Source organism: Frigidibacter sp. ROC022 (assembly GCF_024723735.1).
Lineage (GTDB): Bacteria > Pseudomonadota > Alphaproteobacteria > Rhodobacterales > Rhodobacteraceae > SLM-1.
On the sequence record NZ_JANQDU010000001.1, the window covers coordinates 669,832 to 683,787 of the forward strand.

Annotated in this window: 13 protein-coding genes; 3 read left to right on the plus strand and 10 right to left on the minus strand. The window is 68.9% G+C overall.

Going from position 1 to position 13,956, the window contains the following annotated elements:
- Positions 1–29 precede the first annotated feature (29 nt).
- Together NUW50_RS03255 and NUW50_RS03260 are read left to right on the plus strand one after the other, a co-directional pair.
- Complete coding sequence (locus tag NUW50_RS03255) at positions 30–890, plus strand: ABC transporter permease (RefSeq protein ID WP_258287627.1); 861 nt, start codon at positions 30–32, stop codon at positions 888–890.
- The gene (locus NUW50_RS03260) at positions 887–2,476 is read left to right on the plus strand and encodes a GMC family oxidoreductase (protein ID WP_258287628.1); all 1,590 of its coding nucleotides are present in this window, start codon (positions 887–889) and stop codon (positions 2,474–2,476) included. The genes NUW50_RS03255 and NUW50_RS03260 overlap by 4 nt, the downstream gene beginning before the upstream one ends.
- A 109-nt stretch (positions 2,477–2,585) precedes the next feature.
- Here the strand turns inward: NUW50_RS03260 and NUW50_RS03265 are convergent, their stop codons facing one another.
- From NUW50_RS03265 to NUW50_RS03290, 6 genes are all read right to left on the minus strand, one after another.
- Positions 2,586–3,833 (minus strand): imelysin family protein, encoded by a 1,248-nt coding sequence (locus NUW50_RS03265; RefSeq protein ID WP_258287629.1) that lies wholly within the window; start codon positions 3,831–3,833, stop codon positions 2,586–2,588.
- 8 nt (positions 3,834–3,841) lie between these two features.
- On the minus strand, positions 3,842–4,012 hold the full coding sequence (gene hemP / locus NUW50_RS03270) for a hemin uptake protein HemP (protein ID WP_258287630.1): 171 nt from the start codon (positions 4,010–4,012) through the stop codon (positions 3,842–3,844).
- A 274-nt stretch (positions 4,013–4,286) separates the two neighbouring features.
- The gene (locus NUW50_RS03275; protein ID WP_258287631.1) at positions 4,287–4,925 is read right to left on the minus strand and encodes a hypothetical protein; all 639 of its coding nucleotides are present in this window, start codon (positions 4,923–4,925) and stop codon (positions 4,287–4,289) included.
- A 4-nt stretch (positions 4,926–4,929) separates the two neighbouring features.
- Entirely contained in the window at positions 4,930–5,754 is an 825-nt protein-coding gene (locus tag NUW50_RS03280) for a hypothetical protein (RefSeq protein ID WP_258287632.1), read from the minus strand.
- Positions 5,755–5,898: 144 nt separating this feature from the next.
- The gene (locus tag NUW50_RS03285; protein WP_258287634.1) at positions 5,899–7,416 is read right to left on the minus strand and encodes a caspase family protein; all 1,518 of its coding nucleotides are present in this window, start codon (positions 7,414–7,416) and stop codon (positions 5,899–5,901) included.
- Between the two features lie 168 nt (positions 7,417–7,584).
- Positions 7,585–8,760: an OmpA family protein gene (locus tag NUW50_RS03290; protein ID WP_258287635.1), complete on the minus strand. Its 1,176-nt coding sequence runs from the start codon at positions 8,758–8,760 to the stop codon at positions 7,585–7,587.
- 122 nt (positions 8,761–8,882) lie between these two features.
- Here NUW50_RS03290 and NUW50_RS03295 point away from each other — a divergent pair, with 122 nt between their 5' ends.
- Complete coding sequence (locus tag NUW50_RS03295; RefSeq protein ID WP_258287636.1) at positions 8,883–10,391, plus strand: caspase family protein; 1,509 nt, start codon at positions 8,883–8,885, stop codon at positions 10,389–10,391.
- Positions 10,392–10,581: 190 nt separating this feature from the next.
- Here the strand turns inward: NUW50_RS03295 and NUW50_RS03300 are convergent, their stop codons facing one another.
- The 4 genes from NUW50_RS03300 to NUW50_RS03315 form a co-directional block, all read right to left on the minus strand.
- Positions 10,582–12,399, minus strand: a complete 1,818-nt coding sequence (locus tag NUW50_RS03300) for a DUF4384 domain-containing protein (protein WP_258287637.1) — start codon at positions 12,397–12,399, stop codon at positions 10,582–10,584.
- On the minus strand, positions 12,396–12,812 hold the full coding sequence (locus NUW50_RS03305) for an ExbD/TolR family protein (RefSeq protein WP_258287638.1): 417 nt from the start codon (positions 12,810–12,812) through the stop codon (positions 12,396–12,398). The genes NUW50_RS03300 and NUW50_RS03305 overlap by 4 nt, the downstream gene beginning before the upstream one ends.
- Positions 12,813–12,876: 64 nt before the next feature.
- Positions 12,877–13,317, minus strand: coding sequence for an ExbD/TolR family protein (locus tag NUW50_RS03310; RefSeq protein WP_258287639.1), 441 nt, complete (start codon positions 13,315–13,317; stop codon positions 12,877–12,879).
- Between the two features lie 3 nt (positions 13,318–13,320).
- Positions 13,321–13,956: a MotA/TolQ/ExbB proton channel family protein gene (locus tag NUW50_RS03315; RefSeq protein ID WP_258287640.1), complete on the minus strand. Its 636-nt coding sequence runs from the start codon at positions 13,954–13,956 to the stop codon at positions 13,321–13,323.

Here is a 13,956-nt window from a genome sequence, read left to right on the forward strand (position 1 = left end):
GCAGAGCCCCCTCGACGCGGGGGGCGGCGATGATCCCGTCGATCCCGCAACCGCGCGGCATCCGCTTCGCCTATGGCGCCTATGTGGCGCTGTTCTTCCTCTACATGGCGGCACCGCTGGCCGTCGTCGCCACCTTCGCGTTCAACGACGCGCAGTTCCCGGGCCTGCCCTGGAAGGGCTTCACGCTGGACTGGTTCTTCGGCACCGAGCGGCCGAAGATCGGGCTGATCCATGACCGCCGGATCGTCGCGGGCTTCTTCAACTCGCTGATCATCGCCAGCTGCGTCACCGCCCTGTCGCTGAGCGTCGCCACCACCACCGCCTATCTCTTCGAGCGCCATTCGTTCCGCTTCAAGGAGCTGGCCTATATGCTGATGCTGGCGCCGCTGGTGATCCCGGGCGTGATCCTCGGCATCTCGATCCTGGTCTTTTCCTCGACCATCGCCAATTTCGCCTCCGATACGCTCGGGATCGAGATCTCGGCGCTGCGGCCGGGGATGTTCCTGGTGGTGCTCGGCCAGTTCTCCTTCATCACCACCATCGTCACCCTGGTGCTGGCGGCGCGGCTGCGGAAATTCGATCCGGCGCTGGAAGAGGCGGCGCTGAACCTCGGCGCCTCGCCGCTGACCGTGTTCCGGACCATCTCGCTGCCCTGGCTGCGCCCGGCGCTGATCGGTTCGGGGATCGTCAGCTTTCTGATTTCCTTCGAGAATTTCAACACCACCCTGATGCTGAACGGGTCCGATGCGCCGCTGGTCATCACCATGTTCGACCGGATGAAGGAAGGCTCGACCCCGGTGCTGAACGCGGTCTCCCTGGCGCTGATGCTGGGCTCGGGGCTGCTTGGCCTGATCGGCGTGCTGGTGCAGCGCGACAGGGGCGGGAATTGAACGAAGCCGAGGTGATCGTGGTCGGGGCCGGTTCGGCCGGCGCGGCGCTGGCCGGCCGGCTGAGCGCGGGCGGCACCCGCGTGCTGCTGATCGAGGCCGGGCCCAGGGGGGCGTTTCCCTGGACGACGATCCCGATCGGTTACGGCAAGACCTTCAACCACCCGCGTGTCAACTGGATGTTCCGCAGCCAGCCGATCCCCGGCATGGGCGGGCGCGACAACTATTTCCCCCGCGGCAAGGTTCTGGGCGGCTCTTCGGCGATCAACGCCATGGTCTACAGCCGCGGCCAGCCGTCCGATTTCGAAGAGTGGAAGGCGGCGGGCAATCCGGGCTGGGGCTGGGACGAGGTGCTGGCCTGCTACCTCAGGATGGAGGACCACGATCTGGGCGCCAGCGAGGCGCACGGGGCGGGCGGGCCGGTGCATGTCACCGACACCAGCCGCTGCGCCCATCCGGCCACCCGGGCCTTTGTCGCGGCGGCGGCCGAGGCCGGGCTACCCTTCTCCCCGGACCTCAACGGCGCCAGCATCGAGGGGGCGGGCTATTACCAGATCACCACCCGGGCCGGGCGCCGCGAAAGCAGCGCCACCGCCTATCTGCGCAAGCGGCCGACGCTGCGGATCGTCACCGATTGCCAGGTGACGCGGCTTCTCTTCGAGGGTCGCCGCGCGGTCGGGGTCGAGGCCATGGCGCCGGGCGGGCCGGTTACCTATCGGGCGCCGCGCGTGGTGCTCTCGGCGGGGGCGGTGGGCACGCCGATCCTGTTGCAGCTGTCCGGCGTCGGGCCGGGGGCGCTGCTGGCCGACAAGGGGGTGCCGGTGGTCATCGACAGCCCGGCGGTCGGCCGCAATCTGCAGGACCACCTCTGCCACGACATCTACTACCGGGCCCGGCAGCCGACGATGAACCAGGTTCTGGGCTCTCCCTTCGGGCAGGCGCGGGCCGGCCTTCGCTGGGCGATACGGCGCGACGGGCCGCTGGCGGCCAGCGTCAACCAGGGCGGCGGCTACTATCGCACCACGCCGGACCGGGCGCTGGTGGACATGCAGCTCTATTTCTCGCCGCTGACCTACGAGCATGCCAGGCCCGGCACCCGCAAGATGACCCGGCCCGACCCGTTTCCGGGCTTCTGCACATCGGTGTCGCCCTGCAAGCCGCACAGCCGTGGCTGGATCGAGCTTTCGGCGCCGGACTGGCGGGCGCCGCCGGCGATCCATCCGAACTATCTCGACGATCCGCGCGACGTGGCCGATCTGGTCGAGGGGATGAAATTCCTGCGGCGGCTGGCCCGGACCCCGGCGCTGTCGGCATTGATCGAACAGGAGCGACGGCCCGGGCCCGAGGTGAGCAGCGACGCGGCGCTCGAGGCGGATGCGCGGGCGCGGGCCTATTCGGTGTTCCACCCCTGCGGCACCTGCCGGATGGGCCCTGATCCTTTGACCTCGGTGGTCGGCCCGGACCTGAAGCTGCATGGCGCCGAGGGGCTGTTCGTCGCCGACGCCTCGATCTTTCCCCGGATCACCTGCGGCAACATCAACGCGCCTTCGATGATGGTCGGAGAGCGGGCGGCCGAACTGCTGGGGTAGGGGGCGCGGGGTCGATACCCGTCGGGTGCGGGCCGGTTCCCGGCAATGCCGGGCACCCATGAAAAAGGGGCGCCACCCGGCGCCCCTCGTGATCCGGCCTCTGTCCGCCCTATTGCAGGCTGTCCGAGCCTTCGATCGTGCTTTCGGCGCCCAGGGCGGCAATCACCCGCTCGATGGTCTTGGTCTGCGTGACCAGCCCGTCGACCCCGGCCTGCACCCGGGCGTTTCCGGCCTCGTTGCCGGCGCCGATCTGCTGGTCATAGGCCTCGCCACCCTCGGCGGCGGTCTTGATCGCCATCATGGCCTTCAGGGTTGCGGCGATGTCCGCGGTCAGCTCCTCGGCCAGCCCCGCATCGGTCTCGGCCACCAGGGCGGCCAGCGACGGACCTTCCAGCACCGAGCCATCGGCGCGCGTGTAGCGGCCCAGCCAGACGTTCTGGATTCCCACCACATCGTAGTAATGCGCGTTGTGGGTGTTGTCCGAGAAGCAGTCCTGTTCCTCCTCGGGGTCGTGCAGCAGCAGGCCCAGCTTCATCCGTTCGCCTGCCAGTTCCCCGAAGCTGAGGCTGCCAAGCCCGGTCAGCATCGCGCCCAGGGCGGCCTCGGGATCGGCCTCCAGCGCGACGCGGGCGGTGCCGTCGTCGGACCAGAGATCGGCCATGCTTTGCATGTCCTTCACCAGAAGCTCGGTCGCCGCCGACAGATAGGCGGCGCGGCGGTCGCAATTGCCGTTGGTGCAATCGGCGCCCTGGGCATAGTCGGTCCAGGGCCGCTCGCCGGCGCCGGGCCCGGTGCCGTGCAGGTCCTGCCCCCAGAGCAGGAATTCCACCGCGTGCCAGCCCGAAGCGACATTGGTCTCGATCCCGTCGGCCTCTTGCAGGGTGTCGGCGATCAGCTCCGGCGTGATCTTGGAGGCATCGACCTGGACCGGGCCGAGGCTGAAGCTCGGCGTGGCGACCACGTTCAGCGCCGCGAACTCGTTCTCGTCGGTCGCGCCGCCATAGCTGGGATCGACATAGTCGATCAGCCCTTCGTCCAGGGGCCAGGAGTTCACCATCGGTTCGAGATCGTCCACCGAGGGGTTGCCGAAGCGGAAGGCTTCGGACTGCATGTAGCTTTCGCGCGCCTTGATCCAGGCCGCGCGGGCAGCTTCCAGAGTCTCCGGTGACGGCGTGGCCAGCAGCGCATCGACGGCGTCCTGCAGGTCGCGGGAGCCGGCCAGCGCATCGGTGAAGACCGCTTCACCGATATCGGCATAGGTCTTGACCACCGCGGCCGGGGTGACGGCGTCCGATGCCTGCGCAAGGCTCGTCATCGGGGCGGCAAGGGCGGCGAGGGCGAAATATGTAGGGCGCATATGCACTTTCATTTTGTCAGGATCAGTTTGCCTGCGCGGGTGATGCGCAGCGTGTAGGTCTGGCCGTCGAGGACCAGATGGGCCAGGCCGGAGGGGCCGGTGAGGCGTCGGACGTCATAGGTTTCCAGCCTCTGCGGTGCCGGGCTGGCGGGTTCGGGAATCGGAGAGAGCAGGGTCATCGCGCGCCTTTCAATCCAATGGCCGGACCGTTTCATGCCGGGCCGGGCAAGGTTTCGGTTCGGGCTTCGGGATCGCTCCCGAATCCGGTCGGGCGGACCGCAGGAACATGCTGCGCGGCTGGCTGGACAGGGAGAAGTTGACAAAAAGACTTGGTGAAGTCAATTCCTGAGTGAAAGACTTTTTTTGCCGCTGCCCGCCGGTAGGAGCAGGTCCGGGCGCACATGAAAAAGGCCCGGCAAACCACCGGACCTTGGTCGTTTTTCCGGATAGGGATCAGGCCGAGCGCAGCAGCACCTTGTTCGATCCGACCGCCGCCGCGATCCGCTCGATCTGCGGCTTGGCTTCGGGCGAGGTCGCGCTCGAACGCAGCAGCACGGTCTGGGTCTCTTCGATGATCGCCACCGCCTGGGCCACCGCGGCGGCCTTCCTGGCCGGCGCAACGGGGCGGATCCGGCGGGTGGTCTTCTGGTCGCCGCTGGCGGTGGCGAAGGTCTTGCCGCTCTTGTCGCCGTCGCGGTTCGCGTCCACCACCGCCTTGAGCTGCGCGGCCGCCGATTTCAGCGCCGCCTTGGTCTCGTCATAGGGGGTGTTGCTGGGCATCGACCGGTAGATCGTGTTCAGCCGCTCGGACAGGCAGTCGATCTGATAGGTCTCGTCCGGCAGCGCGGCGCAGAAGGCCGCCGCCTCGGTGACCGCCTTGTAGACCGCGTTGCCGATGGCGGCCGTGTCCTGGTCGTTCTGCTTGTACTGCGTCAGCCCGAGCGTCGGAACGAAGGTCACGCTCGGCACGAAGGAGGGGCCGGGGTAGTCGTGGTCGCTGTAGTTCTGCGCCTGGGCGGGCGACGTGCCGAGCAGCACCGGCGCGGCCAGCAGCAGGGCGCCGGCGGCAAGCGAGCGGAATGGTCTGCGCATCACGTTATCCCCCGAATGCGTTGAATGTATGCGAGACCGTCAGGGTCACGCGTTGCTGGTCTTCCATGTCGAACGCATCGTTCAGCGTCGCGTTCAGGAACAGGTTGCCACCGATCCGGTAGCCGAGACCCAGATCGGCATAGTCGCCGTTCCAGGCGATCGAGGCGGCCAGGTTCTGGCTCAGCCCCATGCCGACGCCGGCAAACATTCCCGGGTCGCGTTCGAAATTGCGGACCCGGTTGCCGGCGCCCAGGGTGAACATCAGCGGATAGCTGTCGCCCCGGATGTCCATCTGCGTGAACCAGGTTGCGGCCAGTTTCACCGAAGGATCGACATTCTCGACAAGATAGAGGCCGGGATCATTCGGGCCCGGCGGGATCAGCACGTCCACCACCCGCATCGAGGCATCGCCCCAGGGTGCCAGATGGTCGATCTGCAGGCCGAGATAGACGGGCCGCTCACCGAGCCGTTTCGAGAACTTCAGCGACAGATAGCCCGAGTCCCCGACGCCGTTGCCCGGCGCGCCCAGCGAGACGAGATTGACGGTGAACTGCATCCCGATGCCTTCGTCGGCATCGCCCAGGCCGAAGCCCAGGGCCATCGCCCCTTCGGTGTCGCCGCTGGCCCAGCCGTTGTCGGTTGCCGAGAGCGAAACGAAGCCGAGACCATTCGGCGCGACGGTTCCGGACATGATGCCGTTCAGGGTGAGATGCTTGCCCGAATCCTGTGCGGCGACTGGCGAGGTGCAGGCAATTCCCGCCGCCAGGGCCAGCGCGATCGGGCGGAACCCTTGTCGGCCGGGGCCGGGAAAGTCGTTGATTATCGGCATGAAACTCTCAGTCTGCAAATTCGGAAACAAGGCGCGGCCAAGGTGAGCGATGGGCCTGCATCAGTCAACCGACAACACCCGGGCCCCGGCTCGGCGCGGCGCCCATGTGACATGGATGCAGGGGCCCGGCGTCCCTGCGACAATTCAGCTTTCGATGCCGAAGGCCTCGCGGATCGACTTCTGCGTGCCGGGGCCGAAATCGCCGTCCAGCGGGCCCTTGTAGAACGAGAACTTCTTCAGGATCGCCTGCAGGTCGCGGCGGGTCTCGGCGGAAAACATCGTCGGCCGCTCGCTCAGCAGGTTCAGAACGTCCTCGTTGCCCGAGCGCAGCGCCTCGTAGAGATAGCGCGCGGCATCTTCCGGGCCCTTGCCCTCGACCAGCCCGTCGTCGATCAGCGCGGCATAGTTGAACTGTGCCTCGGGGTGGCGCTGGTCGGCGGCGCGGCGGAAATAGTCCAGCGCCTTGGCCTTGTCCTGGGTCAGGCCGAGGCTGCCCTGGTAGTAGAAGAAGCCCATGTCGTTCAGCGCCTTGGCGTATTCCTGATCGGCCGATTTCCGGAACAGTTCCAGCGCCTTCACCGGGTCCGGCGCGGTGCCGATGATGCCCTTTTCGTAAAGCCGGGCCAGTTCCCACTGGGCGTCCGGCGCCCCGGCCTCGGCGGCGCGTTCCAGAAAACCGGCTGCCTCGACCGGATCGTAACGGTCGCTGTCGGGGTTCAACCGCATGTAGGCCAGCCCCAGCATCGAGCGGGTGTCGCCGGCATCGGCCAGGGCCAGGAACTGCGGCTCCTGCTCGGGCGCGATCGCCGCCCAGGCCAGCGTCGGGTCGAGCACCGAGACATCGGCGACATTCCCGGTGCCGCTGCCCGCGACATAGAAGGGTTCGCCCGAGAGCGAGCCGTAGGTATGCGGTTCCTGCAGGTTGCCGGTGGCCTTCAGCACCTGGTCGCGGACCTGCCGGAACATCAGCGAGATCTCCAGCCCCGGCTGCGGCAGTTTCTCCATCAGCGCGGTGGCATAGGGGCTGTTGGCGCCCAGACCGTCCAGCGCCACCTGGCCGTCACGGGCCGCAAAGGCGACCAGCGTGCCACGGTCGGGCGAGGGCACGGCAAGCCCGCCGGCGCCGCGGGTCGTGCCATCGCCCGCCGGCTGGCCCGGCTGCTGCAGCTGGGTCAGATCCAGCGCGTCGCCGAGCGGGTTGTTGCGGCAGGAATCCAGGATGATGACCCGCATCTTGCGGGCATGGTCCACCGCCACCAGCAATTGCTTGAGCGAGACCGACTGGCGCTGCACGTCGACGTTGGACCTGATCTCGGCATCGACCGGGATCAGGAAATTCTCGCCCTGCACCTCGACCCCGTGACCGGCGTAATAGATCAGCGCCAGGTCGGCGGTTTCCGAGCGGAAGGCGAAATCATCGACGATCTGCCGCAGGTCGTCGCCCTTGGTGTCGAGCGTCAGCGTCACGTCGAAGCCGATGCCCTTCAGCGTCTGGGCGATGCCGCGGGCATCGTTCAGCGTGTTGGAGAGCGGTTCGATATGGGCGTAGTTGGCCATCCCGATCACCAGGGCGATCCGGTCGGCGGCGCGGGCAAGACCCGGCGCGGCCAGGGCCAGGGCGACGGCCAGGACACGGGCGGAGAAACGGCGGGCATGGAACATGGTCAATATGCCTAAGACTCTGAAAATTCGGGTAGCTGTCGAACCTTACCCGAGGACAGGTTCGATATGAAGGCGGGAATCCTGACCTGCCGGCCCGCCGGGCCTGACCTGTGCCGGCGCTGATCGGTCCGGCGGGGCCGCCCGGTTCGGGGCCGCCCCGGCCATCGGTCAGCCGTTCGACAGCACCTTGAACTCGATCCGGCGGTTCTTGGCCTTGTTGCGCGAGCTGTTGTTCGCGACCAGCGGCTGGCTTTCGCCATAGCCCTTGGTGACAAGGCGCCCGCCGGAAATGCCCTTGGCCTCCAGATAGGCGGCGACCGCGGCGGCGCGCCTTTCGCTCAGCGCCTGGTTGGTTGCGTCCGAACCGTCGCTGTCGGTATGGCCGCCGATCTCGATCACCATGCCGGGGCAGCGCCGCACGATGTCGTAGAGTGCATCCAGGAAGGCGTTGGAATCAGCGCTCAGCCGGGCCGAGGCGACGGCGAAGTTGATCGAACGGGTCCGCGACAGGATCTCGAACCGGCCGACGCATTCCTCGACCCCGAAATCGCCCTTGGTCTCCAGCGCCACCGAGCCGATGTCGTCAGACGTATCCTCGATCTCGTCGTCGTCATCGTCGTCCTCGGCAATTCCGGCGGTCACGATGTCGCCGTCCTCCTTGTTGCGCGCAAAGAGGAAATCGAAGGTCACCGCGCCCGAGGGCACGATCTCGACCTTGGCGGCGTCCTTCAGCTTCTCCAGCCCCTCGGACAGGTTGAAGTCATCGACCGAAATCGAGATCGGCGAGACGGTCGAGACGGCCACAAGATCGGACGAGATCAGGACCACGGCGACATCGGCACTCAGCTCCTTGGTGACACCGTGCAGCGTCAGGGTGAAGGGCAGGGTCATGGTCTTGCGCCGGGTGTCGGGCAGGTCCAGAAGATCGGCCTCGTTCAACTGCACCTGCACCGTGGCCTCGGGATACTGAAAGGTCTCGAAGAACAGGAAGCGCATCCGCACGTTGCGCAGATCGACCTTGGTATCGACCGAATCCATCAGGATCTTGATCGTCGCCAGCCCGTTCTCGTCGATCCCGCCGGAAAAGGTGGCAAAGCCCGAGGTCTCGACCTTGGTCTGGTTCTTCACCGACTGGAAGGACAGGGTCGAACTGTCGTCGCGAAGCACCCAGCCGTCCTCGAATGGGTCGTCCTGGGCGGCGGCGGGAGAGGCAACCAGGCCGAGCCCGAAGGCCGCCGGGACCGCGAGGCGGGAAATCCATCGAAGCGCACGGCGTGGCCAGCCTGCCCTGTGGGAAAGAAGTCGCACTGTGCCGTGGTCGCGCCGGAATGTCGCTTCGGTCATGTTACCGCCTCTTTTCAACATGCATTCTTCAATGAATTCCCATGCGCCGTTCGCATGCGCATGCACCGACTGTTGCAACTGGTTGCCAAAAAATCAATCGATCCCTACTACTCCCAGAGAAGATGACGCGCATTTTGACCTTTTCATCGACAGACCTGCGGGCGGCTGTGGCCAGGGTTGCGCTGCGCTTTTGCCTTGCCCTGGCATTGCTGTGCGGGCTTGGCCCGATGCAGGCGGCGCGGGCCGAGCCGCGGATCGCGCTGGTGGTCGGCAACAGCGGCTATCAATCGGTCTCGGCGCTGGACAACCCGAAGAACGACGCGGCGCTGATCGCCGAGGCTCTGGGCGGTCTCGGCTTCGAGGTGACGCTGCTCACCGATGCCAATCTGACCGACTTCCGGCGCGGTGTCTCGCAATTCGGCCAGGCGCTGCGCGCCGCGGGCCCCGAGGCGACCGGCCTGTTCTACTATGCCGGTCACGGGGTGCAGAGCTTCGGCACCAACTACCTGCTGCCGGTCGATGCCTCGCTGGTGGATGCCGCCGATCTCGACCTGGTGGCGGTCGAGGCGCAGTCGATCCTGCGGCAGATGTCCTCGGCCCGGAACCGGACCAACATCGTCATTCTCGACGCCTGCCGGAACAACCCGTTCGAGGCGATCCGCTCGATCGACGACAACGGCCTGGCCGAGATGAAGGCGCCGACCGGCACCTTCCTGGCCTATGCCACGGCCCCCGGCGCGGTGGCGCTGGACGGGACCGAGGCCAACAGCCCCTTCACCAAGGCGCTGGCGCAGTTCATGCCCGAACCGGGGGTGCCGATCGAGCAGATGTTCAAGCGCGTCCGGGTGGCGGTGCTGGAAGCCACCGGCGGCCAGCAGACGCCATGGGATACCTCTTCGCTGACCTCGGATTTCCAGTTCGCCGCCGGCCAGCCGATGGGCGATCCCGAGGATGCGCTCTGGGCCTCGGTCGAGGCAAGCCGCGATCCGGTGCAGATCATGCTGTTCATGCGCGCCTATCCTGACGGCAAGCATTTCGAAGAGGCCCGCGCCCTGCTGGCGGCGGTGATGGAATTCGAGACCGGCACCGGGGCCGAGACCCCGGTGACCAAGCCGCCGGAGGAAGCGCCGAAGCCCGCCGGGCCGAGCGCCGCCGAGAAGGCCGCCTTCGACGCGGCGCAGGCGGCGGGCACGGTGGAACTCTGGGAGGCCTTCCTGCGCGATTTCCCCGACAGCCTGTTCCGCGAGGCGGCGGAAATCGAACTCGCCGCGGCGCAGGCCAAGGAACAGCATGACCCGGACGTGAATCCGCCCGGCGGCGAGGTCGCACCGCTGACCGCCGAGATCTTCTTCGACCAGCCCCTGGTCGAAGGCGGAGACAATGTGCTGGGCAAGAGGATCGACGAGATCATCCTCGGCTCGCCCATGTTCGTGCCCTTCGAGGGCATCCCCGACGAGGTCTGGAAGGGCAAGCAATGTGCGAACTGCCATGAATGGACACAGGAGGCGCTCTGCGATCAGGGCAATTTCTATGTCTCGAAGGACACGCCTGACGCCTTCGGCCCGATCCATCCGCTGGGTGGCCAGTTCCGGCAGGTGCTGAAGGCCTGGGCCGGGCAGGGCTGCCGCTAGCGATCCGGGGCCGCCTCTGCGGGCCGGCCGGTCGGGGGGCGCGTGAAGACAGGTTCCCCATCAGTTGAGACCGCGCCGCGGGCGGCGGCGTCGGAGCCTCCGGCGGGAGTATTTTCGACCCGAAGATGACCGCTGCGGCGGGCGTTGGCGGTGGGTGACATCACGCACCGTGCCGCCGCCCGACGCCCCGCTATTCGCTGGTCGAGATGAAAAAATAGACCCATTCGCCCTTGAAGGAGGGGTCGGCGGCGCGGGCCTCGGCGACGCGCTGCTTCAACTCGGCCAGATAGGCGTCGGCGGGTTCGACGAAGGGCCGCAGCCCGTCATAGAGCGGCACCGAGGCGGCGAAGGCGACGGCGATCTCCTGGCCGTAGGGCGGGCCGATGGTGATGTCGAGATAGGGCTGGCCCTCGCGTTTCTGCCCGACATCCAGCGGCGTCTTGGCCGGGGTCAGGCTCAGCGCGATCCGGTCATTCGGGATCAGGTGGATGACGTTGCCGCCGGCGTCGAAGTAATCGACATAGACATAGGCGTCGTAATCCGGCGCGTTCAGGTCGAAGGTCAGCCGGTCGCCGCCCTTGTAGGAGAATTCGCGGGCATAGCTGTCGTCGCCGACGATCCGCGGGTTAGATGTCTGGTCGGTGCTCTGCGGCAGCCCGACATCGGCGATCCCCGACAGCGCCCCGCATTGCGGCCGCGGCAGGATCCGGAGGTCGGCCTCGACCGGGATGCCCTCGCCGATCTGCGCCTGCAGCGCCGCCAGAACCGGGGCCTGAAGGCCTTCCTCGGGGATGTGGCCGCGCAGGGCGAGGGTGCCGGTGTCGGGGTCGAACTCGACCTGCAGCCTTGCGCAGGGAACCGAGGCCAGCAGGCCCTCGATCCCGTCGCGGACCTCGGAGGCGGCCGCGGCGGCGTCACCGGGCTGCATGAAGGCCTGGATCGCTTCCAGCGATTTCGGGTCCAGCTCGCCGTCCGGGCCGACCGGAGCCAGCGTCGCCTTGCCCTTCTCGGCGGGGGGCGGTGTGTCGGGCAGAGGTTCCGAGGCGCCCTGGGTGCGGTCCGGCGCCGCGTCGGTCTGCGGCGCGGCGGCGGGGGCATCCTGCGCTTGCGGCGGCGTGGCCGGGGCGGCATCGGCCGGTGGCGGTGCCGCCGGGGCGGCTTCGGTGGCAGGGGCGGCGGGGGCGAGCGCCGGGGCTTCGGGCGCGGCGGCGGCCAGCACCGGGGCGGCGATCTCGGCCGCCGGGGCAGGGGCCGGGACGGCAGGGGTCGCGGCGACCGGGGCCGGGCTGGCGACCACCGCGGCCACCACGACCGGCGCCGGTGTGGCCGAGGCGGCGACGGGATCGGTCCGGGCCGCGACCGGGGCGGCGGCCTCGGCGGGCGGGGCGGCCGCAGCGACGGCTTCGGCCTCGGGGGCTTCGACGGCGGCGGGGGCGGCAGCGGCCGGCACCGGGGCAGCGGCCTCGGCCCTTGGCGCCTCGACCCGGGCGGCGGCAGCCTCGGGGGCGGCGGCTTCGGCCTGTTCCGGTGCCGGGCTGGCGGCCTCGGCCCGTGTGGCCTCGGGGGCGGCGGCTTCGGCCCGGTCGGCGGCGGGCGGGGCCGGGCGGACCGCTTCGGGGGCGGCCTCGGCCGGGGCCAGCGCGGCGGCCTCGGGCTCTGCGGCGGCGACGGCTTCGGCCGCGGGTGTCTCGGCGGCGGCGGCCTCCGGGCTCAGTGCCGCCGGCTCGGCGCGGCTCTGCGGCACCGCCCCCTGTTCGGCCAGGGCGCCCTGCGGCCGGTCTTCGGCGGCAGCCTCGGTCTCGGGCCGCGCCTCGGCGGCTTCGGAGCGGTCCACCTGATAGGCCTCGACCGTCATCCGGGACTGGGGCGGCGTCTGCGGTTCGACCAGCTTGGGGGCATAGACGAGCAGCAGCAACCCCGCGACGCCCGCATGCAGCAGGGCCGAGGCGCTGACCGCCACCGGCAGGGCGGCGACCCGGGGGCCGGAAGGGGGCGGGGTCAGGCTCATCGCGCGGTCTTCGGCGGGTTCGGGGTGACGACGAGGACGACCTCCCTGGCCCCCGCGGCCTCCAGTTCCGAGACCAGCGGCAGCACGAAGCGCAGCGCGGTCTCGCGGTCGGCGTTGATCCGGAACAGCAGGTCGGGGTCTTCCGCGATCCTTCCGGCGGCGAGGGTCAGCACCTCGTCGCGCGACATCAGAACGTTGTCGATCGCGTAGCGGCCATCGCTGTCCACCGCCACGGTGAGGCCGCCGGCGGGCAGGTCCTGGCCGGTGAGCCCGGTGGGCGGGATCACGTCGAAGGGGGCGGTGGCGTCCATTCGGCCGACCAGGATGAAGAAGACCAGCAGGAAGAAGACCACGTCGATCAGGGCGACGATGGTTTCGGGCTGCGGCTTCGGTTCGGCGCGGCGGAGCTTCATGGCGCGGGCCGTTCCGGTTCATGGCCCGGCCGCGCCGCCCCGGGGGCGCTGGTCCCGGGCCCGCTCACGGCCTTGCCTCCAGCCGGATCACCTTGAGCCGCGTCGCCCCGGCCCGGGTGGCCGCATCCATCACCGAGATCAGCGCCTGCATCTCGGCCTCGGCCAAGGGCAGCAGCACGATCTGGGTCAGCGGTTCCGCCTCCAGCCGTTCGGCCACCATTGCGCCGAAGCTTTCGGGCGTCAGGCTCCGGCCGCCGACCACCGCCGCGCCGCCGGCCGCGATCCGCACCATCAGCACCGTCCCGCCGGCACCGGCCCCCTCGGGCGGCGGCAGGCTCTGCGCTTCGGTCTCGGGCGCCTGATCGACCGCCGGCACCATGTCGAGATCGAGATAGGTCGAGGTCACCATGAAGAAGACCAGCAGGATCATCATCACGTCGACCATCGGCACCAGCGTGATCGCCGGGCCGCGCGACTTGCGCCTGGGGGTCAGGGCCAGGCCCATGGCCTAGTCCGAGGCGGCCCGCGCCGGACCGCCCTCGATCAGCATCAGCGAGCCGACGGCGCTTTCCATCGCCAGCCCGGCCCGTTCGACCCGTCCGGCCAGCAGCGAGGCCCCGACCGCCGCCGGAATCGCCACGATGAGCCCCGCCGCGGTGGTCAGCAGCGCCTGCCAGATGCCGCCCGCCAGCACCGAGGCATTGGCCGAGCCTTCCGCCGCCGCCAGCATCTGGAACGACTGGATCATCCCGGTGACGGTGCCCAGCAGGCCGAGCAGCGGCGAGATCATCGCGATCAGCTCCAGCAGCCGGATCGACGAGGACATCTGCGCCATCTCCTCGTTGCCGCGCCGGGTCAGTTCGGCATCGAGCAGAGGGCCCGAAATGCCCTCGGACAGGGATTCCATGGCATAGGCGGTGATCCGGTCGGCCGGGGCGCGGCCCGAGCGCAGCTCGGCCAGCGCCGCCTCGCGCCGGCCCTCGCGCCAGTCCTCCAGCGCCTGCGCCCGGCGGTCGCGACCGCCGAGCACCGGGGCCAGGTGGATGATCTTCCAGACGATCAGGGTCAGCGACAGCAGCGACAGCGCCAGCAACAGCAGGATGATCGGGCCACCGTCCCGGATCATTCCCAGAAGACTTGCCAT